At 56.2% G+C, this 23043-nt stretch carries 17 protein-coding genes and 2 pseudogenes; 11 read left to right on the top strand and 8 right to left on the bottom strand.

What is annotated here, in order from left to right; translation table 11 throughout:
- Positions 1 to 873 carry a PfkB family carbohydrate kinase gene (locus ABLU73_RS16505; protein ID WP_032456053.1) on the bottom strand — a complete coding sequence of 291 codons (873 nt, stop codon included), beginning with the start codon at positions 871 to 873 and terminating at the stop codon, positions 1 to 3.
- 26 nt (positions 874 to 899) lie between these two features.
- On the opposite strand from ABLU73_RS16505, the gene ABLU73_RS16500 reads away from it, so the two are divergent.
- The 6 genes from ABLU73_RS16500 (at position 900) to ABLU73_RS16475 (ending at position 7843) form a co-directional block, all read left to right on the top strand.
- Positions 900 to 1745 (top strand): BtpA/SgcQ family protein, encoded by an 846-nt coding sequence (locus tag ABLU73_RS16500; RefSeq protein ID WP_032740651.1) that lies wholly within the window; start codon positions 900 to 902, stop codon positions 1743 to 1745.
- Positions 1745 to 2389 (top strand): TenA family protein, encoded by a 645-nt coding sequence (locus ABLU73_RS16495; protein WP_002904912.1) that lies wholly within the window; start codon positions 1745 to 1747, stop codon positions 2387 to 2389. The genes ABLU73_RS16500 and ABLU73_RS16495 overlap by 1 nt, the downstream gene beginning before the upstream one ends.
- A 377-nt stretch (positions 2390 to 2766) precedes the next feature.
- Positions 2767 to 4377, top strand: coding sequence for an ABC transporter substrate-binding protein (locus ABLU73_RS16490; protein ID WP_008804870.1), 1611 nt, complete (start codon positions 2767 to 2769; stop codon positions 4375 to 4377).
- On the top strand, positions 4355 to 5317 hold the full coding sequence (locus tag ABLU73_RS16485; protein ID WP_008804871.1) for an ABC transporter permease: 963 nt from the start codon (positions 4355 to 4357) through the stop codon (positions 5315 to 5317). The genes ABLU73_RS16490 and ABLU73_RS16485 overlap by 23 nt, the downstream gene beginning before the upstream one ends.
- The gene (locus ABLU73_RS16480) at positions 5310 to 6173 is read left to right on the top strand and encodes an ABC transporter permease (RefSeq protein ID WP_077268175.1); all 864 of its coding nucleotides are present in this window, start codon (positions 5310 to 5312) and stop codon (positions 6171 to 6173) included. The genes ABLU73_RS16485 and ABLU73_RS16480 overlap by 8 nt, the downstream gene beginning before the upstream one ends.
- Positions 6170 to 7843: an ABC transporter ATP-binding protein gene (locus ABLU73_RS16475; protein ID WP_012968222.1), complete on the top strand. Its 1674-nt coding sequence runs from the start codon at positions 6170 to 6172 to the stop codon at positions 7841 to 7843. The genes ABLU73_RS16480 and ABLU73_RS16475 overlap by 4 nt, the downstream gene beginning before the upstream one ends.
- Positions 7844 to 8027: 184 nt before the next feature.
- Here the strand turns inward: ABLU73_RS16475 and ABLU73_RS16470 are convergent, their stop codons facing one another.
- The 5 genes and pseudogenes from ABLU73_RS16470 to ABLU73_RS16450 all read right to left on the bottom strand — a co-directional run bounded on the left by ABLU73_RS16470 (position 8028) and on the right by ABLU73_RS16450 (position 13115).
- A complete protein-coding gene (locus tag ABLU73_RS16470; protein ID WP_012968223.1) occupies positions 8028 to 9566 on the bottom strand; it encodes a DHA2 family efflux MFS transporter permease subunit in 1539 nt (512 codons plus the stop codon).
- A gap of 10 nt (positions 9567 to 9576) precedes the next feature.
- Positions 9577 to 10744: pseudogene (locus ABLU73_RS16465) on the bottom strand (efflux RND transporter periplasmic adaptor subunit).
- Positions 10745 to 10759: 15 nt separating this feature from the next.
- Positions 10760 to 11215, bottom strand: a complete 456-nt coding sequence (locus ABLU73_RS16460; protein ID WP_012541719.1) for a MarR family transcriptional regulator — start codon at positions 11213 to 11215, stop codon at positions 10760 to 10762.
- 120 nt (positions 11216 to 11335) lie between these two features.
- Positions 11336 to 11638 (bottom strand): annotated as a pseudogene (locus ABLU73_RS16455) (ISNCY family transposase); the annotation flags it as partial.
- Between the two features lie 691 nt (positions 11639 to 12329).
- Positions 12330 to 13115: a MipA/OmpV family protein gene (locus tag ABLU73_RS16450; RefSeq protein WP_004205878.1), complete on the bottom strand. Its 786-nt coding sequence runs from the start codon at positions 13113 to 13115 to the stop codon at positions 12330 to 12332.
- Positions 13116 to 13239: 124 nt separating this feature from the next.
- Between ABLU73_RS16450 and ABLU73_RS16445 the strand changes: the two genes are divergently transcribed.
- From ABLU73_RS16445 to ABLU73_RS16425, 5 genes are all read left to right on the top strand, one after another.
- Positions 13240 to 13935 carry a response regulator gene (locus ABLU73_RS16445; protein ID WP_048294862.1) on the top strand — a complete coding sequence of 232 codons (696 nt, stop codon included), beginning with the start codon at positions 13240 to 13242 and terminating at the stop codon, positions 13933 to 13935.
- On the top strand, positions 13932 to 15128 hold the full coding sequence (locus tag ABLU73_RS16440; protein ID WP_264924073.1) for an ATP-binding protein: 1197 nt from the start codon (positions 13932 to 13934) through the stop codon (positions 15126 to 15128). Before ABLU73_RS16445 ends, ABLU73_RS16440 begins: the two co-directional genes overlap by 4 nt.
- Positions 15129 to 15206: 78 nt before the next feature.
- Positions 15207 to 16355 carry an efflux RND transporter periplasmic adaptor subunit gene (locus tag ABLU73_RS16435; RefSeq protein ID WP_043519563.1) on the top strand — a complete coding sequence of 383 codons (1149 nt, stop codon included), beginning with the start codon at positions 15207 to 15209 and terminating at the stop codon, positions 16353 to 16355.
- Positions 16352 to 19426, top strand: a complete 3075-nt coding sequence (locus tag ABLU73_RS16430) for an efflux RND transporter permease subunit (protein WP_180405887.1) — start codon at positions 16352 to 16354, stop codon at positions 19424 to 19426. The genes ABLU73_RS16435 and ABLU73_RS16430 overlap by 4 nt, the downstream gene beginning before the upstream one ends.
- Positions 19427 to 19603: 177 nt before the next feature.
- Complete coding sequence (locus ABLU73_RS16425; RefSeq protein ID WP_153668858.1) at positions 19604 to 21073, top strand: alpha/beta hydrolase; 1470 nt, start codon at positions 19604 to 19606, stop codon at positions 21071 to 21073.
- Positions 21074 to 21125: 52 nt separating this feature from the next.
- Here ABLU73_RS16425 and ABLU73_RS16420 read toward each other — a convergent pair whose 3' ends face one another.
- Both ABLU73_RS16420 and ABLU73_RS16415 read right to left on the bottom strand, forming a co-directional pair.
- On the bottom strand, positions 21126 to 22001 hold the full coding sequence (locus tag ABLU73_RS16420; RefSeq protein ID WP_153668860.1) for an NAD(P)-dependent oxidoreductase: 876 nt from the start codon (positions 21999 to 22001) through the stop codon (positions 21126 to 21128).
- 130 nt (positions 22002 to 22131) lie between these two features.
- On the bottom strand, positions 22132 to 23016 hold the full coding sequence (locus tag ABLU73_RS16415; RefSeq protein WP_032456043.1) for a LysR family transcriptional regulator: 885 nt from the start codon (positions 23014 to 23016) through the stop codon (positions 22132 to 22134).
- Positions 23017 to 23043: the final 27 nt, after the last annotated feature.

Here is a 23043-nt window from a genome sequence, read left to right as displayed (position 1 = left end):
TCAGCGCGCGCCGCCCGTGGTTAACAGGGCGGCGAGCTCATGGCTGCCGGGAAACGCGCTGAGCGTTCCCCGGCGGCTAACGGTAATGGCGGCAGCGCGACTGGCGTGCGCCAGCGCCAGCGCATCCGGCGCGACGCCGCGCAGCAGGGCGGAAGCCAACATGACGGCGAGGAACGTGTCGCCCGCGCCGGTAGTATCAAGCGCCTCGGCGGGCACGGCGGGACAAAACTGACGCTGGCCCTCCTGGACCAGCCAGGCGCCTGCGGCACCCTGAGTAATCACTAAGGTTTTCACCCCGTATGGCTGGAGCAGCTCGGCCTCGGATTCATTGACCACAGCGATGTCGATGAGTGGCCACAGATGGCAAAAGTCAGGATTGACAGGTGAGGGGTTGAATACCGTCGTCATGCCGCGGCTTCTGGCGTACTGGAACAGCGCCCGCGTTTTATCGAGGGAGAAATTGCCCTGCTGTAGCAGAATATCGCCAGCGACGGCATCCGCCATATGCGGAATAATTTCATCCAGGCTGAATGTATCGGCCGCCGCCGTAGTGGTAATGATGGCGTTGTCGCCATCAGCGCTATTTAAAATAATCGAGGTATCGCTATGTTGATTGAAATGGCCGTCGGGTAGTAGCGTCAGTGGTTCATTTTTTATCTGCTGGCGGATCCACGCGCCGTTGCTGTCATTTCCCGTGGCGGCAATTAAACGCGTCTCTATTCCGCAGCGGGATAATATAATCGCCTGGTTCGCGCCTTTACCGCCGATATCCTGCGACACTTTAACGCCGTGAATGGAGGCTCCTTTTTTCGGTATATCCGGAATGGACCAGGTTTCATCTACGGTAATATTACCAGTAACGTAAACACGCATAGTGTTCCCTTAACAGGATGGATAAGATGGTTGCTATCTCAGCAGAAAAAACGAATGCAATACAAGCTATTTTTTCACGAAGCAAGGCTGTTATTGGTGTTATTCATTGCGACCCATTTCCTGGCTCGCCAAAATATCGAGGAAAATCAGTCTCGGATATTGTTGAACGTGCGCTTCGTGATGCTGAAAATTATATTTCAGGCGGTGTTCATGGTCTGATTATTGAAAACCATGGCGATATTCCTTTCTCTAAACCTGAGGATATCGGCCATGAAACCTCAGCGCTGATGGCGGTCATTACCGAGAAAGTTCGTGAACGTTTTGCTGTGCCGCTGGGCATTAACGTTCTGGCTAACGCGGCGATCCCGGCAATGGCGATCGCCCTGGCGGGAGGCGCCGATTTCGTCCGCGTCAACCAGTGGGCCAACGCCTATATCGCCAACGAAGGATTTATAGAAGGGGCGGCCGCTAAGGCGCTGCGCTACCGCAGTATGCTGCGCGCTGAACATATTCGCGTTTTTGCCGATAGCCACGTTAAGCACGGTAGCCATGCCATTGTCGCCGATCGTTCGATTCAGGAACTGACGCGCGATGTCGATTTCTTCGAGGCTGACGCGGTGATCGCCACCGGCCAGCGTACGGGCGATAGCGCCACGATGGCGGAAATTGACGAGATCCGCGCGGCGACGGAACTACCGCTCCTGGTGGGCTCCGGGGTGACACCGGCTAACGTGATGCAGATCCTCGGGCGGACTCAGGGGGTCATTGTGGCCAGTACAATGAAGGTCGATGGCGTCTGGTGGAACGATGTTGAGCTGGCCCGGGTGAAACATTTTATGTCGGTCGCGCAGGCCGCGCTGGAGGAAGCTTAATGGAAGCGTTTAGCGAACGCCTGCTGCGCGAACATCAACCGGCGTGGCAGGCGATGCAGCAGCACCCGTTTGTGACTGATATCGAACAGGATCGTCTGCCGACAGTCGTCTTCAACCGCTATCTGGTGTTTGAGGGCAACTTTGTCGCGACGGCGATCGCGATTTTTGCCCTCGGGGTCAGCAAAGCGCCGGGTATTCAACAGCAGCGCTGGCTGATTGGCGTGCTGAATGCCCTGGTTGATATACAGATCGCGTGGTTTGAACAGGTGTTGTCAGCGCGGCAGATCGATCCCGCTGAGTACCCGGATGATTTGCCCGGGGTACGGCGCTTTCGCGACGGTATGCTGCGGACCGCCCACGAGGGCAGCTATGAGCAGATTGTGACCCTGATGTTCGGTGCGGAATGGATGTACTATTTCTGGTGCCGACGGGCGAGCGAACATTATCAGAGCGATGCTGATTTACGACGCTGGGTGGAAATGCACGCGGAGGACGAATTTTATCAGCAGGCTCTCTGGCTAAAAAACGAACTCGACCGCTGCGCCATGGCGCTGAGTGAAGACGAAAAGCAGGCGTTATCGGCGCTTTACGGCGAGGTGCTGCAGTGGGAAATTGATTTCCATCACGCGGCGTACGAGGAGTAGCCGCGAGGTGGATCACAGGGGGCGCCGGACGCGGCGTCTCCTGAATACGGGTTATATCTCGACGTTCTGCGTCTTGTTGGCGAAACTTACCATTACCGTTAATGCCGATTCTTATTTCACATTTTTATCTTAATAAAGTCGGAGGGTTAATTTAGCTGCCTTCTGACTCTTTTGAGAGAAATTATAGAGGGCGAGCATTTATGTTATTTTATTCGGGCCTGTAGCTCGGGGCTCTCTTTTTTCTTTTCTTCCCACCTGAAGAAAAAGCTATTTTCAGAAATAGATATAAATTATCCATCGTTACTCGACGGCGGCTCTCCCCCTACAATGGACTTTAATTGCCAGATATTTAAAAAAAACCAGGCCAAGGAAAAGGGATGAAACGAAGCATTTATTCACAGAACAGTTTATTGCGCATCAGTCTGCTTTCCGCGCTAACGCTTACTGCCAGCTTCACCACTCACGCACAGGATAAACCTGTCGCGGGGGGTGTGCTGACGGTCGCTCTGGGCAGCGATACCCCGATTATTGACCCCTCTATTACCGCTTATTCCGTCACCGCTCTGGTTACGCGTAACGTGGTGGATTCTTTGGTCGGCCAGGCGGAAGATAACAGCTTTACACCATGGCTGGCGGAACGCTGGGAAATTAAAAACAATAACCGCGAATACACCTTCCATCTTCGCAAGGATGTGACTTTTAGTGATGGCACGAAACTGGATGCTGCGGCGGTAAAATATAACTTTGAACGCATACTCGATCCGAAAACCACCTCCAGTTACTCCAAATCGTTGTTGGGGCCGATTGACGCGATCACTACGCCAGATGAGTACACCGTGGTGATCCGCTATAAAACGCCTTTCGCACCGCTGCTGCAGGGGCTGAGCTTGCCGTATCTCGGTATTCAGTCACCGGCTTATCTGCAGAAAACGGCGAATACCAGCAATACCGTGGTCGGTTCCGGTCCCTTTATCCTCGAATCGTTTGTCAAAGGCAGCGGGAGTAAACTCAGCAAGCGCGCCGATTACAACTGGGGTCCGGGCTATGCCACCCATAAAGGCCCGGCATGGCTGGATAAGATCGAATTTAAGTACCTGCCGGAGTCAGCGGTACGTCTTGGCGCGCTGAATAGCGGGCAGGTACAGGTGATCGATGCCATTCCGCCGGTGAATTATGCGCAGGTAAAAAATAACCCGAAGCTGGATGTGATCACCAGGGAAAACCCCGGCGTTCCGCGCGTCCTTTATTTGAATAGCGACACAGGGATCTTCAGCGACCTGAAAGTGCGGCAGGCCTTCCAGAGCGCCATCGATCGCACTACTGCCGTTAAAGCCGCGTTCTTTGGCATCCTGAAACCTGCCGACAATATTCTTGGACCCGCTACGCTGGATTACGATCCGGCCATTGCCAGCCAGTGGGGGTTTGATCTGCAAAAAGCCCGCCGTCTTCTGGATGAAGCCGGCTGGCAGCAAACCGATAGCGAAGGCTACCGGGTCAAGGAGGGTAAACGCCTTACTGTGCAATTTACCTATTCTTCAAACGATGTCGAAGCCGCTGACGTGACGCTGTTCCAGGCAATTCAATACCAGGTAAAACAAGCCGGTTTTGAACTGAAACTCGATCCGGTGGATTCAGGCATTCTCAGCAGCCGCACGGCGGCTAACCAGTACGACATTATCTCGAACTATTTTGTTCGCCCGGAGCCGGACATCCTGCGTACCGTTTTCCATTCCAATTATATTCCGCCGAAGGGGAACAACTTCAGCCGCGTTAAAGCGCTGGATAGCCAACTGGAAACCGCTGTCGGTGCCAGCGAAGCCGAGCGTAAACGCATCTACTATGCCATCCAGCACCAGATTATCGATCAGGCCTGGGCGGTGCCAATTTACATCCCGGCATATCAGTTAGGGAAAGCCAAACAGGTGCAGGGCATTAGCTGGGCCACGAACGCGAAGCCGAATTTCTATGATGTCTGGATCCAACGCTAAGCTGCTGGCAGCAGGCAAGCGCCTGCTGACCATTTTCGCCGTGCTGTGGGGTGCGGCAACGCTGACCTTTGTTGCGGTAAAACTGATCCCCGGCGATCCTGTGGCAATTCTGATAGGCAGCGCCAACAGCGTTGTGGATGATAGTTTTCGCGAGACACTGACCCGCCAGTTCGGCCTGGATAAGCCACTGTGGTGGCAATATTTGCGCTACTGTGGCGAGGCGCTGACGGGCAACCTTGGCGTGAGTTATCAGTATCGCCAGCCTGTTGTGCAGGTGATTAGCGCAGCGTTGAAAGAGACGGTGCCGCTGGCCGTCAGCGCCCTGGCGCTGGCACTGGTACTGGCGGTATTTAACGCATTACTGACAGCCGGACGTCATCCGCGTCTGCGGTCTCTGCTTGCCGGGTTGGAGCTGATGCTGCTTAGCACACCGGTGTACTGGATCGGCATCGTGTTGTTGAGCATTTTCAGTTTCAAACTGCAATGGTTTCCGGTGACCGGTAACGATGGCTGGATCGCCCTTGTGCTGCCGGTGGTGACGCTCAGCCTGCCGCTGGCTGCGACACTCAGCCAGGTGCTGCGTGATGGGCTGGAGGAGGCGCTTTCGCAGCCGTTCGCCATGACCGTGCGTACGCGAGGGGTGAGTGAAACTGCGCTGCGCTTACGGCATGCGTTGCGCCATGCCTCGCTGGCGGTGTCGACGCTGACGGGGACGCTGCTGGCCAGCGTATTAGGCGGCTCAATTCTGACCGAAACAGTATTTGGTCGGGCGGGGCTGGGGCAAATCACTCTCGGTGCGATTGAGAACCGAGACATGCCCCTGGTGCTGGGGGTGGTGATGTTCTCCGCGCTGTTGTTTGTGGTGATTAACCTGCTGATTGATACCCTTTATTTACTGATCGATCCCCGTCTACGTCTGCGAGGGCATGCTGATGAGTGATCTTTTACTGCGGGTGGCCCGCCGCGACGGGGGGCGCCATCGTAACCCGTGGCTGGCGCCGGGTACCAGCATTCCGTTGTTACTGGTGCTACTGCTCGTGGTGGCGGTGTTTTTTCCATCGCTATTCACGCCGTACACCCCCGAACAGATGGATTTCAGCGCGATTTTGCAGCCGCCGGACCTCAGACACTGGTTCGGTACTGACCAGTTGGGGCGTGATGTGTTTACCCGCGTGGTGTATGGCACCTCGCTGTCGCTGAGCATTGGGGTCGGCGCGACCCTGATTGCCAGCGCGGGCGGTATTGTGCTGGGGACACTGGCAGGTCTTGCGCCCAGGGCGGTACGGCAGTTACTCGTACGGCTACTGGACATTATGCTGGCGTTCCCCGATTTGCTGTTGGCGCTGCTGGCTATCACGGTGTTGGGGCGTGGGCCAGAGAATACCCTGCTGGCGGTCGGACTGGCCGGCATTGCTGGCTATGCCAGGCTGGTGCGCGCGCAAGTGTTGCAGGTCAGGTTATCGGGGTATGTGCAGCATGCGGTGGCGTTGGGAGAGCCGCCAATGGTGATTATTTTGCGCCATATTGTGCCCAATACGCTGCGCCCGCTGCTGGTACTGGCAACGGTGGGGATAGGGTATTCCATATTATCCGCCTCGGCCCTCAGTTTCCTTGGACTTGGGGTGACTCCGCCGACGGCGGAGTGGGGCGCATTGCTCTCTGAGGGACGTAATTTTCTCGATAGCGCCCCATGGGTCAGCCTGCTGCCCGCCAGCGTTGTCGCGCTGTCGGTGATTGCCATTACGCTGCTGGGCCGACGTGTTCAAACCCTTATTGCCAAAGGCGGGATCGCATGACTTCAGAGACCTTCCAGCAACCGCTGTTACAGGTGGCGCAACTGAGCGTCAGCTTCCCCTCGCCGCAGGGGCTGATTGAGGCGGTTAACGCCTTATCGTTTGACGTGCATGCCGGTGAAGTCCTGGCTTTGGTAGGCGAGTCCGGTTCGGGTAAATCCGTCACGGCCCGGACGCTAGTCGGGCTGGCGGGGGCAGGGGCGGCTGTTCGCGCCGAGTCCCTGATATTGCATGGGCACGATGGCCTGTCGCAGAATTTACTGGCGTGCGATGCCCGCCGTTGGCAGCAACTACGCGGGCGCGAAATTGGTTTTGTTTTGCAGGATGCACTGACCTCGCTTGACCCGCTGCGCCGGATTGGTCAGGAAGTCGCGGAGCCGTTGTTGACGCACCGCCTGGAACGGGGGGCGGCAGTTCGCGAACGCGTGGCGGAGCTGTTAACGCAAACCGGCATCCCCGATCCACATAACCGGATGGCGCAGTACGCACATGAACTCTCCGGTGGCTTGCGCCAACGAGCGCTCATCGCGTCGGCGCTGGCGGCGGGGCCGCGATTACTCATTGCCGATGAACCTACTACCGCGCTGGACGCCACCGTACAAAAACAAGTTTTGAATGTATTCAGGGCCCTGGCGGATGCCGGGCATGGCGTGCTGCTGATCACCCATGATTTATCGGTGGTGGCGGATATTGCCGACCGTGTGGTGGTGATGCGGCAGGGCAAAGCAGTGGAGAGCGGCAAGGTGCGACAGGTGCTGCATGCGCCGCAACACCCTTATACCCGCCGTCTGCTGGCGGCCATTCCCTCTGCCGGTACGCGTGGGACGTGGTTAACAGGAAACGATCCGCTGGGTCAAACGGTAGTGCGGGAGAACATCAGTACTGACAGCACCACACCCGTGCTGGCTGCCGATAACGTATCACTGGCGTATGTTCTGCCGGATGGCCGTCGCTTGCAGGCCGTCAATCAGGTGACGTTAGAGGTCGCGCAGGGCGAAACGCTGGGCATTGTGGGCGAATCCGGTAGCGGGAAGACCACGCTAGGCAAACTGGCGCTGGCGCTGCAGGCACCGCAACAGGGCGAGATCCTTCTCGCTGGGCAACCATGGAGCAGGCTGACAGAACGTCAGCGGCAGCCGTTGCGGTCGCGTATCCAGACGATTGTGCAGGATCCGCTGGGTTCATTTAATCCGCAATATAACGTGGCGCAATTGCTGCAACAGCCTCTGCGCCTGCATACGACGCTCACAGCCGCGGACCGGTTGTCACGTGCGCAGGCGTTGCTGGCGCTGGTTGGTTTAAGTCCTGATCTGCTGACGCGACGTCCGGCCACGCTTTCCGGTGGGCAGCGGCAACGTATCGCCATCGCCCAGGCCCTGGCCTGCGAGCCGGATATTCTGATTTGCGACGAGCCGGTGTCGGCGCTGGATGTCACCACCCAGGCGCAAGTGTTGGATTTGCTGGTAGCGCTGCAACGCCGTTTGCATCTGTCAATGCTGTTTATCTCTCATGATCTGGGCGTGGTGCAGCATATGAGTCATCGTATTGCGGTGATGAAAGACGGCGAGGTAGTCGAAAGCGGCAGTGTGGATCAAATTTTTCGGGCGCCACGCCACCCGTGGACTCGACAATTGTTATCAGCTGTTGGGCAGACGCCGTTGCGATATAACTGAGCAGTAAACGTCAAACACCGTTATCAGAAATGGGGTCATGTTATTCAACACTCTTATCATCTCCAGAGCCCGTTCCAGGCGGTCTTACGTGATAGAGGGCAGGGAAGAGGCACTGGCCCGGCGCTCGATAGTGCCATCCGTACGCAGTGCTCGTTCAGCTAAGTTTGCCTATGTGAATTTCAGTTTAGTGACCTGCTGCGGGGGCGCCTGGCATACCCGATTTCACGAACGGCGGGCGGGTGAACCAGATGATGATAATCAGCGCCATAAAACCCCAGCCGAGCACCCAGAAATAGTCGATTGTCGACATCATGTAGGCCTGCTGGGTAACCACCTGGTCAATCATCGCAAGATGCTGCTGCGTCGGGCCACCCATCTTATTTACGTAATCCATAGCCGCTGGGTTGTACTGTGTCACGCTCTCGGTCAGATTCGCGTGGTGGAAAACTTCACGTCGCTGCCAGATCCATGTGGTTAACGATGAGGCAAAGGAGCCGCCGAGTACGCGAAAGAACGTGGCCAGTCCTGAGCCTTCCGCCACTTCGTTACCGTGCAGATTCGACAGCACAATGGTGGTCAGCGGCATGAAGAAGAAGGCCACGCCAATCCCCATAAACATCTGCACGCTGGCGATGGTGCGGAAATCCACGTCAGTATTGAACTGCGCGCGCATCAGACAGGATGCCCCCATTGTCAGGAATGACACTGAGCATAAAATTCGCAAATCCACTTTGGTGGCGTAACGTCCGATGACTGGCGTCAGCACCAGTGGTAAGAAGCCCATCGGCGCAGCGGCGAGACCGGCCCAGATAGCCGTGTAGCCCATCTGGGTCTGCAACCACTGCGGCAGAATAATGTTGATGGCAAAGAACGCGGCATAGCCCAGCATCAGCGCCAACGTGCCGATGGCGAAGTTGCGGTCTTTGAACAGCCGCAGGTTCACAATCGGGTGACGTTCGTCCAGCTCCCATATCACAAAGCAAATCAGGCTGATCGCCGAGACAATAGACATCACGATAATGGGCGTAGAAGAGAACCAGTCTTCGTCGTTGCCCTTATCCAGCACCACCTGCAGCAGGCCCACGCCAAGCACCAACAGCGCGATGCCAATATAGTCGACAGGCGATGACTGCGTTGTTTCTTCACGCATGCGCAGCTGCGACCAGACCACGATGGAGGCGAAAATCCCAATCGGCACGTTGATGTAGAAGATCCACGGCCAGGAGTAGTTATCGGTAAGCCAGCCGCCGGTGATAGGCCCCACGATAGGCGCCACCACGGTCACCATCGACAGCAGCGCCAGCGCCATGCTGCGTTTCATCGGCGGGAAGATAACCAGCAACAGCGTCTGACACATCGGGAACATCGGCCCGGCGAAAAAGCCCTGCAGCGCACGGAAGATGATGAGCTCCGTCATGCTGTGGGCGAAGCCGCACAGAAATGACGTCAGGGTAAAGAACATCACCGAGGCGATAAACAACCGCAACTGCCCGAATCGGCGGGTAAACCAGCCTGTCAACGGTAGAGCAATAGCGTTACACACCGCAAAAGAGGTGATAACCCATGTCCCCTGATCGGCGCTAACGCCCAGGTTGCCGGAGATAGTCGGCAGCGCCACGTTGGCGATGGTGGAGTCCAGCACCTGCATAAAGGTCGCCAGCGACAGGGCAAGCGTCGCCAGAAACAGGCTGGGGGGCGTAAAGGCTGCCTTCGGCTCTGACATAGCTTCTCTCTTAGCGCTGGGCTACAGCGCTGGTGTTGTCATGAAGGATTTTCGCCACCAGTTTATCGGCTGCTTCCATTGGCGTTTCATACACATCGGTACGGAATCGCGGCTGTTCGACGGTTTTTTGTGGCAGAAGGTGACCACCCTGATTGCGGATATCCACCTCAGCGTTCATCGACAGACCCACACGCAGCGGATGCTTCTGCATGTCATGTGGATCAAGCGTGATGCGTACCGGCAGGCGTTGGACGATTTTGATCCAGTTGCCGCTGGCGTTCTGGGCTGGCAACAGTGAGAATGCGCTACCGGTACCAATGCCGAGACTTTCGATGGTGCCGTGATATTTCACGTTATCGCCATAGAGATCCGCATTCAGCTCTACTTTTTGCCCAATGCGCATGTCCTGCATTTGGCTCTCTTTAAAGTTGGCATCCACCCACACTTCATTCAGCGGCACGATGGCAAGCAGCGTGGTGCCGGAGGTGACACGCATCCCGAGCTGCACAGCACGTTTAGCGACGTAACCACTGACGGGCGCAACAATGGTGCTGCGGGAGTTATCGAGATAGCGTTGGCGCAGCGTCGCAACGGCGGTTTTGACTTCAGGATGGTTATCCACCACGGTGCGCCTGATTGGTTTTGAGCGCTTGCTCGGCAGCCAGTAAATCGCTTTGCGCGCTGGTCACGGCATCACGGTAGTGCGCCAGATCTTCCACCGCAATGGCACCGGAACTGACAATTTTTTCCCGGCGCACATAGTCACTTTTCGCTGTTTGCAGGGCTACTTTTTTGGCAGCTACTTGTGCACGGTAGTTGTCGGCGGTGCTGTAGAGGCCACGCACCTGACGCACTGTGCTGGCGAGATTGGCTTCAGCCTGCTGCAGGGCGATGGCGGTATCGCTTGGGTCCAGCAGAACCAGGGGCTGGCCTTTTTCGACATAATCGCCTTCATCCACGGTCACCTGAGTCACGGTACCGGTGATTTGCGGTGTCAGGGTGACCTGATTTCCGTTGACGTAAGCATCGTCGGTGCTCTCGTAATAGCGGGCGTAAAGCAGATACCAGGCCAGACAGCCTCCTGCCGCGAGGATCAGGATCAGTAATAAAATGGCGAAGTTTCTTGTACGCTTGCCTGGGCGCTTGTCAGAGGGAGGCGCGTTATTTTCCATAGACATAACCGGTGACCTTAATTAGCGATGGGGGGCCGTGAATTCATCGGGCAGCATTTTGATAAGAATATCTGCGAGCTGCCGGGATTCTTCGGGCGTCAGACGCGCCGTTAAGTCCGCGAGGATGGTATTCAGTGCTTCATTCTGAAACGTATTGCACAGCGTCTGACCTTTTGCCGTAAGGGCCAGGATCACCTGGCGCTTGTCGTGCGGATTCGGGCGGCGCTCGATCAGGTCGTTCTTCACCATACGTGCAACCATACGGCTCATTGCCCCGGTATCCATCTGCAGGCTCTTGCAGATTTCTGCCGGGCTGGTGTTACCTTTAAATATATTAATCAATACCTTAAATTGCGGTGCGGTAATGCCGCTGTCGGCAAAGTAATGGCCGATAAGCAGGTCCTTAAACTGGTTTGCCAGATGGAACAGCAAACCCAGATGCAGGTTTTTATGGGAAGAGTCGATTGGGGTATTCATGATAGCTGCCTGGTCAGTAATTAACATGATAATTACTGCCTGGTCACCAATTGTCAAATTAGGTCAACAGAAAGCACACATATTGACAAATGGAGGAGGGCGATAAGCGAATTACGATCACTCGAACCCGTGATGCCCGCAGACATCAATTTGGATGCGCTCTGGGGTACAGGCCCGACGCAGGCGTGATTGATGTACGCGCGGCCGTAACTTGCCAGGGTTCCCTGAACCAGTCGGTGTCATCAGCTGGCGTACTGTCGGACCAAAATCAGCGTAATGTTCGCGGATAGTACGCAGTGCTCGTTCAGCGAGGCCCGGCATGAGTTGCCGGTTGCCAGGCTGGCCACGACGACGGTTAACAAGTGAAAGCGGCCCATGTTCACGATAGCGCTCCAACAACCGTCGGCAGTGTCTGTCAGATATCTCAAGCGGATAATATTGAGTACGTACCGGGCAAGACCATCAGGTCGTTGGTTATTGCTGGGTTTTCAACGACGACGGCTAGCCATACCCAGCGGGCCAGATTCACGGTAACGCGACAGAAGGCATCGGCACAGGCTGTCAGATATGCTCAGGCGCTGTGTGGCCATCAAGTGTAGTCAGACGCCGAACGATAACGTCCTAATAACTTTGAGTCGGTTAACTTTATCCAAAGCAAAAAACTCCGCCGCATGAGCCGTCATCAGAATCTATCGATGCTGAATCTACGAGTAACTTATCCAGGAGAAAACCTAACAACTTAGCCACCACAATATGAGTGCGCATAATGTATATTATGTTAAATAGAATATCAGGACGCGTAACCCAACCATAGTTTGTATATGACTCGCGCTGTTTTCACTCACGGTACTCTGATGCCGACCGTGCACCACGTGTCCAACAACTTCCCGCGGACCAGCGATGGCGTTTTTCATAAACTCCTCCGGCACGCATATGGCGCTCTCGATCGTCGTTGGGTTCATTAGGCGAACGCCCGACGGCGACACGCTGACCGCACCCGGCTTTCCGGCGCGGTTAACATCAGGTCTCGCTTCTGGTTGCCTATCTGCCAGATAATGCCGACTCACTCAATTTTAACCGTTCCCGGCAAACCGCACGCCGCACTTTCTCCGCCCTAAAATGTCCAGGTAACTGCTGCTGTCAGTGCCGCCTCGTTACGTCGTAACACGATCGGGCTTTCATTAGCATGCTCCCCAAGCCAGGTATAGTCAGCACTCAAAACCGTGCCCCAGTGGGCATCAAACTGGTGGCTCCAGACCAGACTGTTGTCTATGCCATAAAATCCCCCCGGTGCTGAATAGCGGCTATAAGCTGAGCGCTGGCTCTGCTGCAAATTCACGCCATACCAGGTATTCAGGTAACGCTTGTCGCCAAACAGGGCCGCCGTTTGAATGGCGAACGTGTCCTGGCCAGTTTGTACGGGAATCAACGTGAAGGATGCCTGGTAGCTTACCCCCTGGCTGTCCGTTAAAGGCAGCGTCGCTTTACCTTCAACACTGAGCCAGGAAAAAGCCTGCCAGCCGACGGCAAGAGCTGTATTCAGGGAAACATCAATATCTCCCATCCCTTTCAAATTATTTGCCCCTGCCCGCCAGCTGGCGTTTTTATCCTTCCTTCCCAGATCGTACCCCAGCGTATGTTCGAAGTACCAGCCGCTGGTGTTTTGCAGGTCATACCCTACCCCTTTCTGCGAATCAATAAAGAAAGCGCCGTTACGACCCTGCAATACAGGAACCACCTGCCATACCTGCTTGTCTGAACCTGAATATCGCGGAGCGTAGCGCCCTCCCAGCCCGATAGTGAAAGAGCCGGAAGAGGCGTTATCATTTGCCTGTACGCAGGATGTGATGACCGTCAAAAGCGGTACGGTCATATACAGGGCTTTTTTTATCGCTATCATACTGTTCTCCTAACAGATGCCGGCTTCTCCTGAAGCAGGAGCTGCCACAAAATGTTGGCGCAGTATGCTTTGGCAAAATCAATGAATCGTCGGGATAGTGTTAAGAAACGGTCAAGGTGAATGGATGTTGTCCAGAAGAGTGCTGATTATTGAAGATGACGCCGATGCGGCTGGCGTGCTCGAAGCCTATTTATGCCGTGAAAATTACGATGTCGTCATTACCGGAGATGGACTTTCCGGGCTGGATATGGCGCACCGGTGGAAACCCGATCTGATCCTGCTGGATGTGATGCTTCCGGGGCTTAACGGCACCGAAGTCCTGGCTGGCCTGCGTCGCAAAAATGATGTTCCGGTGATCATGGTCACCGCCATGGGCGATACTCCCGATCGTATTGGCGCTCTGCGCTATGGCGCTGATGATTATGTTGTTAAGCCTTACCATCCGGGAGAAGTTGTTGCTCGGGTACAGGCGGTACTGCGCCGTAGCAATAAAAAAGAAACAAAGGAAGAGATCCTTCGCTGGCAATCACTTGAAGTGGATGTCACGGCCATCGTGGCGAGTATTGTCGACGGGAACAACACACCGCGGACGTTAGACCTCACCCCAACCGAATTTTCACTACTGACCACGCTTATGCGCTCTCCTTCACGACCTTTTTCCCGCCAGCATTTACTGGAGCACTGTTTGCCGGAAAGTGAAGCCCTGGAGCGTGTGGTGGATACCCATATTTATAACCTGCGTAAAAAACTCGAAGCGGCGGGTATTTCCGGCGTGCTGGTTAACGTTCGCGGCGTAGGCTACCGGTTCAGACAACCATGACAAAAAATCGCTACTCCTCCCTGTGGCGCTGGATTTGCGCACGTATATTAGCGCTGGCCATCGGAAGCGTAATTGTCATTGCGACCTGTATGTGGCTACGTTATGCGGTGCAGAATTACTGGAACCTGGGCAGAATGCCGGTATCGGTCCGGCAAGAGTTTCTTGCGCTCAGCCAGAACCCGCAGGCCAACCCGGCACGCTTCCATCAAATCGTCGATACCTGGTGGGGGTTGAGTTATTCAACCCCATCCATCGCCTCGGCAGACTGGGTCACCGTGGCGTTACTGGTCCTGGTCATGATCCCTTTTATTGTGGTGATGGGGTTGAGATATGCCAGGCCACTGGCGCTGCAGTTCAGCCGGTTGCGTGATGCGGCAAAGGACGTCGCCGAAGGGCAATTTGGCCGTCAGGCAGAGCTCATCAGGAATGCGCCGGCTGAAATGGTCAGCTTTGCCAGTGACTTTAATACCATGACGGGGAAACTGGCCCGCTATGAAAAAGAGTTACGTACCTCTCATGTGGCCATGGCGCATGAGCTTCGCTCCCCACTGACTGCCGCTATCGGACGTTTGCAGGGCATGCTGGATGGCGTGTTTGATGCCAGCCCGGAACAACTGGCAATGGTAATGAAACAGCTTCAGCACCTGAATCGCCTGACCGATGAACTTCATCTGCTCTCACTGTCTGATGCCGGGAATCTGGTTCTGGAAAACGAACCCTTTCGTCTGGATGAGCTGCTTAAGGAACGGGCGACATGGATCATGCCCCAGGCTGATGCACATCGTTTTACCATCAGACTTCATCATTCTCAGGCGTGTCCCTTCAAAGGCGATACGTTCCGTATGGGCCAGGTTTTTACTATCCTTATGGAAAATGCCCTCCGTTACGGGCGTGATGGCGGCCATCTTGATGTCACGCTGCACTACGCCAATGGGCAATATTACCTCGAATTTCGCGATGACGGCCCGGGGGTATCCTCCCAGTTCCTGCCGGAAATGTTCAACCGTTTTAGCCGGGAGGAGCAGTCGCGTGCCCGCCACTCCGGCGGCAGCGGTCTCGGTTTGTCGATTGCTCGCGCGATTTGTCAGGCCCATGGTGGCAGTATCAGCGCGTCGTTACCTGAAACCGGCGGACTCGCAGTCAGCATTTTGTTACCCTGGACGTCGTCTGAGATGGAAAATAGCCGCTCTTGATAATACCTTGACAAAACGTCGAATCTTTCTCGACTAAGCGCGCATTTAATAACGCCATAACCTTTATGGAGCGGCGTTATGTCAGATGAATTTTTACTCTCCCTCCGCCACAGTCTGCACCATTTGTACGACGTGGCGCGCACCCTTTCCTGGCTGCACTTTCTTCCCCTGACCATTCTTTCGGTGGTGATTTTTCTGTTGCCCGGATGCGGGGACAACCATGGTAATAAGACTGTTCCTGTTCGAACGGTACGCTACGTTGTCGTTGGCTCAGCGCAAACCCTTCCCGCCCTGGAAAGAACCGGAGAGATCCATGCGCACGATGAAACGATTCTTAGCTTTCGCACCGGCGGCCGGATAGTGACGCGTAGCGTCGATATTGGCGACCGGGTGAATGCAGGGCAACTGCTGGCCACGCTTGAAAATACAACCAGTCAGAATCAGCTCGATGGCGCACAGGCTGACTATGAAGGAGCCAAAGCCTCTGCTCAGGTTGCTGCACTTAACGTCAGCCGAATGCAAAAGCTTATGCCAACTGGCGCGATTGCCCGCACGCAGCTCGATAACGCCCGCGCGGACTGGCTTGTCGCCCGCGCGCGTTTAAAAAACAGCGAGTCCGCGTTACGTAATGCCCGGGAAAATCTTGGCTGGACGCGTCTGATTGCGCCGCAAAGCGGCATGATCACCGAAGTAAGCGCCTCTGCGGGTCAGGTTGTCAGTGGGGGGCAGTCGGTGTTGACGCTGGCGACCGGCGAAGCCCGCGATGTGGTGTTTGATATCGCGAAACCCGATGCGATCCCGCCACAGGAACAGGCTGGCTTGCGAGTGTCCCTCCTCAGCGACCCGTCGGTGCAAGCGTCCGCCGCGCTAAGAGATATCAGCCCGCAGGCCGATCCTCAGACCCGCACATGGCGCGTCAGGGCTACTCTGCAAAACCCGCCGCTGGCAATGGCGTTGGGCGCCAGCGTCACCGTCACGTTACCCGCAACCGGCCCGCATGGATACGCCCTTCCCGCTTCAGCGCTGAGCCGCGTCGGCGACAAACCGGCAGTTTATGTAATTAATCCGCAGTCGCAGGCACAGCTTCGCGTGGTGGTGCCAGCATACTATACCGCCACCTCGGTCATTATCTCCGGCGGCCTTGAACCAGGCGACCGGGTAATTACCGCCGGCGTGAGTAAATTACGCTCCGGCGAGCCGGTGATTGCCGGGGAGTGCGAATCATGAAACCAGTATTGAATGAGAAAGTTAACCTCTCCGCCTGGGCGCTAAATAATCAACAGATGGTCAGTTTTTTCATGCTACTGATCATTGCTATGGGCGCGTTCTGTTATGAGAAGCTGCCACGTAATGAAGATCCGGCGTTTACGATTAAAACGGCTGTCGTTTCCGCGCAATGGCCCGGGGCATCCGTAACGGATACCACCCGACTGCTGACCGATACGCTGGAAAAAAAGCTGCAGGAAACCCCCTGGCTTGATTATCTCGAAAGTGAATCCCGTGCCGGGAGAACCGTTATTTATGTCAATCTTCGTGACGATACCCCGCCGGAAAAGGTGCCGGATATCTGGTATCAGGTACGCAAGAAAATGCAGGACATTGCCCCGTCGTTGCCAGAAGGCGTTCAGGGCCCCGCCGTCGACGACGAGTTTGATGACACGTTCGGTACGATTTATGGCTTTATACCTGAGGGCTATACCCTGCGGGAGGTCCGGGACCAAGTTGAGACCATTCGCCGGGAACTCATGTCGTTACCGGATATCGGAAAAACCACTCTGCTGGGTGAGCAGCAGGAACAGATAGTCCTCTCTTTTTCTCCAGCGCGTCTGGCAGGTATGGGGCTGAACATCCAGCAGGTAGCGGATGCCCTCAGAGCACAAAATGCGGTTGTCCCGGCAGGTATAATCCGCACCGGACAGGAAAATATGGCGATAAAGGTCAGCGGGGAGCTGACATCTGAAGCGAGCTTACGTGCCGTCACGCTGCATATTAACGATCGTTACCTTCCTCTGACGGATATTGCCACCGTTAGCCGGGAAAACGGCGAGCCTCCCCAACCGGTTTATCGGGTCAACGGCAAACCCGCCATCGGGCTGGCTATCTCGATGGCGCCGACGGGTAATATGCTGCGTTTCGGCGCCGCGCTGAATGCAAAAATGCATGCCATCAGCGTCACGCTGCCGCACGGTATTGAGATGGTCAAGGTTGCCGATCAATCAGCGGTGGTCAGCGACGCCGTAAGCGGGTTTATCCGGGTGCTTATCGAAGCCGTGGCGATCGTCCTGGCCGTTTCGTTTGTCTCACTGGGTTTACGAGCTGGACTGGTCGTGGCTGCGGCCATCCCCCTGGTTCTGGCCATGACCTTTACGGGAATGATGCTGGCAGGAATAGGTCTGCAGCGTATTTCTCTCGGCGCATTGATTATCGCGCTGGGCCTGCTGGTCGATGACGCCATGATCACCGTGGAAACCATGGTCTCTGGTCTGGAAGCCGGGGATTCCCGCCGGCAGGCGGCTACCCGGGCTTTTAAAACGACCGCATTTCCGATGCTGACGGGCACCCTTGTGATGATTGCCGGGTTTATTCCCGTGGGATTTGCTGCGTCCAGCGCCGGTGAATATTGCTTTTCCCTGTTTGCCGTGGTGCTCATCGCCCTGCTGTGCTCATGGGTTGTCGCGATCCTGTTTTCACCGTTAACCGGCACGTGGCTGTTATCTGACAACATCAGACAGAAGGCGAAAGGTCCTGGATGGATGGCCCGCGGATACCAGTGGCTACTGCGCAAGGCGTTGCGTCACCGCTTCGCCACCGTGTGTATTGCCCTCATTGTGCTTGGTCTGTCCGTATACGGAACAACCTTTATGCAGGGGGAGTTTTTCCCCGCCTCCGACAGGCCAGAATTGCTGGTAAGCCTGACGCTACCGGCAAATGCCTCGCAGTCGGAAGCGCAAAATAGGGTTGAAAAGCTGGAGAAGGCCCTGGCAGGCAACCGCAACGTTGAGCGCTTTTCGACATACGTTGGGTCGGGAGCGATCCGTTTTTACCTGCCTATGGATGTGCTTCTGGCAAATGAAAATATCGCCCAGATGGTGGTGGTGGCTAAAGATCTTAAAGCGCGGGATCGTCTTCATCGACAGTTAAACAGGATACTGGCTACGCGCTTTAGCGACATCATTACGCGCGTATCGCCCCTGGAACTTGGGCCCCCGGTCGGGTGGCCAGTCAAATATCGGGTGAGTGGGCCTGACTATCTGAAGGTCAGGTCGATCGCGAATCGCCTGAGTGATGTCATTGGTCGGTCTCCCTCTTCCCGCGAGGTTAATCAGACGGCAGGCGAGCCGGAGAGAGTCATGACCCTCAAGGTCAATCAGACCGCCGCCCGGGCTGCGGGTGTGTCGTCAGAAAGTCTGGCCCGGATGCTCAATACCGTCTGGTCCGGCAGTATAGTCACGTCGGTTCGCGAAAATGACCGCCTTGTCGATGTAGTGCTCCGGGCCAGGGACAATGAGCGTCTTAACCTCGCCACCTTCTCTTCGCTGACTATTCAGGGGAATGACGGTAAACAAATCCCCCTCAGCGCCTTTGCCACACCAGTCTGGGGCGTGGATGATCCGGTGATCTGGCGTCGACAGCGTTTGCCTTTCATCACCGTGCAAACTGACCTCGCACCGGGACTTCGCGCCGAAGCAGTATCCGCAGCGTTGCGACCAGCGGTAGACAGGTTGCGCGCGGAACTGCCTGAAGGCTACAGCATTGAAGAAGGAGGCGCGGTTGCTGAATCGGAAAAAGGTAATAGTTCGGTCTATGCGGTTCTGCCGGTGACAATGGTCATCATGCTCTTGCTGTTGATGCTCCAGTTGCGCAACTATTCCCGTATGGCGTTGGCTATACTGATGGCCCCGTTTGGTTTACCGGGTATCGTACTGGCTATGTTACCTGGCGGAACACCGATGGGATTTGTCGCTCTGCTTGGCGTGATTGCGCTCGCTGGCATGATCATTCGTAACGCCGTCATACTAATTAGCGAGGTTGACAGCAATCTTGCTCAGGGGATGGCAAGCGATGCCGCCATTATTGCGGCCGCAGAGCATCGTGCGCGCCCCATCTGCCTGACTGCCTGTGCCGCCATTCTGGGGATGATCCCCATCTCCCATCAGGTATTCTGGGGACCGATGGCCTATGCGATTATTGGGGGGCTACTGATTGCCACGCTGGTTACACTGACCGTTTTACCTGCATCGTTAAGCCTGTTGTTACACCTGAGAATGACGTCCTCAGGCGAGACTTGTGAAAAATGAGTGGCGTGCCGTCGTATCCTCGTCTCAGGGGGTTGCCAGGTTATTCGCTACAAGTCAAAGAACTTGCTCACCTGCTGCTGCAACGCCTGGGTAACAGGAAACCTAATAAAAAGTCAATCTCCCTGACCATGTTTATTTATACTCAGAAAACATGTCATTAAGAAAGGAAGCTACGCATTGAAATGGCTAACCTGGTTAAAACGTATCGTGTTGTCCCTGCTGCTGTTGATCGTTGGCGCTCTGGGACTACGCCTTTATGACATTCAGCGCGGGCCCGATCTGCAGCTCTGGCATACCTGGGTTCCGCATGAGATGGACGCGGATGAAATCGACAATGCTGACTGGAACGATTACATCAAAAAAGAGAATGCGCTCTTCAGTGAGGTAAAACGCCAGATTACCGATAAGCTGGACGCTGAGCAGCAAACCGAACTGAATCGTTACTACAGCCACAGCCCCATCTATCCGGACTCGTTTCCCACCAACTGGAATCGGTCATACATCATGATGCCGGATGGTAAACCGCAAGGTGCTGTGGTGTTGCTGCATGGTCTGACAGATACCCCCTACAGCCTGCGGCATATCGCCGAAAATTACCGCCACCAGGGTTATGTCGCCATCGGTATCAGATTACCGGGCCATGGGACGGTTCCCGCCGGGCTGACCGACGTGGACTGGCAGGACTGGCTGGCCGCCACGCGCCTGGCGGTGAGAGAAGCGAAACGACTGACGGGTAAAGATGCGCCCCTGCATATCGTCGGATTTTCCAACGGCGGCGCGCTGGCAATGAAGTATTCGCTGGACGCGCTGGATAATGCCGAACTGGCAAAACCCCAGCGGGTGATCCTGATTTCTCCGATGATCGGCATTACTAGCTTCGCGCGTTTTTCCGGCCTCGCGGGCTGGCCCGCGTTTCTCCCCGCCTTCTCGAAAGCCGCATGGTTAAACATCATGCCCGAATTTAATCCGTTTAAATATAACTCCTTCCCGACGAACGCCGCCCGGCAGTCCTTCCTGCTGACCAAAGCGCTGCAAAAGCAGATAGTGGCTGACGCGAGGAATCAGAAACTTAACAGCTTACCGCCGGTATTGACCTTTCAGTCCGTCATGGATTCAACGGTCAGTACGCGGGCGATCGTGACGGCGCTGTATAACCGCTTGCCGGATAATGGCAGTGAAATTGTTCTGTTCGATTTAAATCATGCGGTCAGGTTTAATTCATTATTACGCCGGACGTCTTACACCGCGCTGGCGCGGTTGCTGCCCGCAGCGCCGCGAGCTTATCAAACCACGATCATCACTAACGCCAATTCCGCCAGTACAGAGATGGAGATCCGAACAACACCTGCCGGGAAAACAGACACTACGGTGGAGAAGCTACAGGGACTGCATTATTTACCGGACGTGTATTCGCTTTCTCATGTCGCGCTTCCCTTCCCCTTGAGCGATTCGCTGTACGGACGCTATCCCCATCCGCTGAATCAATACGGGATCAGCCTCGGCACGTTTGCAGCTCGCGGCGAGCGTTCTGTGCTGGTAGTGGGCCTGGACTCGCTGATGCGCCAGTCTTCCAATCCGTTTTTTCCCTATATGATCAAGCGCATTGACGAAGGGATCGACACTCGCCCGGCTCTCTCCGGGAAATAACTCTTCTCTGGATAAGTGGCAACCACGGCCACTTTTTCCTGAGGATGCGGTACTACGCTTTCGCCGACGCCGACAGCCACTGATATATCGAGGACAAATCCTGCCCGGCATATCCTGCGTCCGCCGCCTGCTGCCACAGTTCGGCGATGTTATCCAGCCCCGGCATGGCGTGCGGCTCGGCCAGGGAAAGCGCCAGCCGGGCATCTTTCAGCGCATGCGCCAGCTGCATCTGCGGCACGAATTGCTCATTGGCGATGGCGTCCAGTTTGACTTTGACATACGGTGCGGCCAGCGGGCCGCCTTCCAGGGCGCTCCACAGCTGGTCGGGAGTAAAGCCCAGCGTCTTCGCCAGCTGAGCGCTTTCCGCGATGCCCTGCATCATCGAAATCAGCCAGGCATTGAGGACCAGCTTCATTTTCTGGCTGTTGCCCGCCTCACCAAACCACTGCGTCCCACGTGAGATAGCGGCAAATACCTGCTCCGCCGCGCCACATTTTTCACGCTCCCCGCTGGCGAGCACCAGGATCTGCGCCTTCTCCGCCGGGGCTTTGGTCCCTGAAACCGGAGCATCGACGAAGGTCATCGCCGGCTGAAGCTCCCGCAGCAAGGCGATAGCCTGCTGGGTCTCCGGCAGGCCAATGGTGCCCATCTGGCAATAGATCGCCTGCGGCTGACAGGCAGGCGCAATTTGCGCCAGTACCTCCAGGGTAGCCTGACCGTCGGCGAGCATACTGATGATCACCTCAGCATCGGCCACCGCCTGCTGCGGCGTGGCGTGCAGAGATAATCCCTGCGCCTGTAAATCCTCGCCGCGCGCTGGCGAACGGTTCCAGCCCGCGACGGTAAAGCCCTTCTTCAGTAGATTGCTGGCAAAAGCGTGTCCCATGGCGCCGAGTCCCAGCACCGCGACCTTTGGTAATGTACTCATCTTGTCTGTCCTGATTCGCGTATTAATAAATGGCGGACGTCTACTATCGCATCTCTGGCACGGAAGTCAGTAGCAATAACCGCCATAAAAAGTGACACTGTCACTACGTCATGGCCATGTTTATAGCGGCTCAGGGCTGGCGGAGCCACTCCAGCAAGCGGCGCATTGCTGGCGACAGGCGGTCGTCATCCTGATAGCACAGGCACAGCCGACGCAGCGCCCAGCGATCCTGCAATGTGATAACGGTGAACCGGTAGCGCAGCTGGTAGCGTTCGGCAATAACCCGCGGCAGGATCGCCCCGCCGGCACCGTGAGCCACCATCTCGCAAAGCCCTTCAAAATGGCTCATCCTGATGCGGACGTTCAGCGCCTGGCCGAGCCCGGCGGCCTGCTCTTCGATATGCTGCTGCAGTGCGCTGGTCTGATAGAGCGCGACCAGCGGCTCATGGATAATCGTCGCGAAAGCCACTTCGGCTGTTTCACTCAAGGCATGGGCCGGCGGCACGATCAGCACCAGGGGATCCTCCGCGACGGGCTCCAGACGCAACGGCCCGGGATCGACCGCATCGGACACCACCCCGGCCTGCGCTAAGCCCGCCAGAATGCTGCTGACAATATCCGCGCTGGTGCGCTCTTCGGTGTCGATCTGTATCCCAGGATGCGCAGCCATCCACGCGGCGAGTTTGCCCGGCAGAAAAGCCGACAGCGCCGAGGTATTGGCAAACAGGCGCAGCGTTCCCTGCTGACCGCGGGCGAAGGCGTGCATCGCCTGGCGCAGACGCCGCTGCTGCTCTAACAACGGACGAGCATGGCGTGCCAGCACCTCCCCGGCCTCGGTCGTTGTCACTCCCCGGGCATGACGGTGCAGCAGCGGCACACCGACCTCCGCCTCCATTTTGCGCAGCCTTTCGCTGGCGGAGGCCAGTGCCAGATGGGCCGCCGCCGCTCCGCCGGTAATGCTGCCGGTATCCACGATGGCGATAAACAGCCGCAGATCGGCGAGATCCAGTCGCATGACGCCCTCCTTCCCTTCGGTTTTACC

The sequence above is a fragment of the Klebsiella sp. GG_Kp175 genome (assembly GCF_040062325.1).
In the GTDB taxonomy this organism is placed as follows: domain Bacteria; phylum Pseudomonadota; class Gammaproteobacteria; order Enterobacterales; family Enterobacteriaceae; genus Klebsiella; species Klebsiella quasipneumoniae.
This window is presented reverse-complemented; position numbering and strand designations above follow the sequence as displayed.

Bases quoted from the DNA above. Each gene is read 5' to 3' on its own strand.
- ABLU73_RS16460 (WP_012541719.1), bottom strand. From the start codon at position 11,215: ATGAATACCCCAATCGACTCTTCCCATAAAAACCTGCATCTGGGTTTG.
- ABLU73_RS16440 (WP_264924073.1), top strand. From the start codon at position 13,932: ATGACAAAAAATCGCTACTCCTCCCTGTGGCGCTGGATTTGCGCACGT.
- ABLU73_RS16430 (WP_180405887.1), top strand. From the start codon at position 16,352: ATGAAACCAGTATTGAATGAGAAAGTTAACCTCTCCGCCTGGGCGCTA.
- ABLU73_RS16470 (WP_012968223.1), bottom strand. From the start codon at position 9,566: ATGTCAGAGCCGAAGGCAGCCTTTACGCCCCCCAGCCTGTTTCTGGCG.
- ABLU73_RS16420 (WP_153668860.1), bottom strand. From the start codon at position 22,001: ATGAGTACATTACCAAAGGTCGCGGTGCTGGGACTCGGCGCCATGGGA.
- ABLU73_RS16495 (WP_002904912.1), top strand. From the start codon at position 1,745: ATGGAAGCGTTTAGCGAACGCCTGCTGCGCGAACATCAACCGGCGTGG.
- ABLU73_RS16475 (WP_012968222.1), top strand. From the start codon at position 6,170: ATGACTTCAGAGACCTTCCAGCAACCGCTGTTACAGGTGGCGCAACTG.
- ABLU73_RS16415 (WP_032456043.1), bottom strand. From the start codon at position 23,016: ATGCGACTGGATCTCGCCGATCTGCGGCTGTTTATCGCCATCGTGGAT.
- ABLU73_RS16445 (WP_048294862.1), top strand. From the start codon at position 13,240: ATGTTGTCCAGAAGAGTGCTGATTATTGAAGATGACGCCGATGCGGCT.
- ABLU73_RS16505 (WP_032456053.1), bottom strand. From the start codon at position 873: ATGCGTGTTTACGTTACTGGTAATATTACCGTAGATGAAACCTGGTCC.
- ABLU73_RS16435 (WP_043519563.1), top strand. From the start codon at position 15,207: ATGTCAGATGAATTTTTACTCTCCCTCCGCCACAGTCTGCACCATTTG.
- ABLU73_RS16490 (WP_008804870.1), top strand. From the start codon at position 2,767: ATGAAACGAAGCATTTATTCACAGAACAGTTTATTGCGCATCAGTCTG.
- ABLU73_RS16480 (WP_077268175.1), top strand. From the start codon at position 5,310: ATGAGTGATCTTTTACTGCGGGTGGCCCGCCGCGACGGGGGGCGCCAT.
- ABLU73_RS16485 (WP_008804871.1), top strand. From the start codon at position 4,355: ATGATGTCTGGATCCAACGCTAAGCTGCTGGCAGCAGGCAAGCGCCTG.
- ABLU73_RS16450 (WP_004205878.1), bottom strand. From the start codon at position 13,115: ATGATAGCGATAAAAAAAGCCCTGTATATGACCGTACCGCTTTTGACG.
- ABLU73_RS16500 (WP_032740651.1), top strand. From the start codon at position 900: ATGGTTGCTATCTCAGCAGAAAAAACGAATGCAATACAAGCTATTTTT.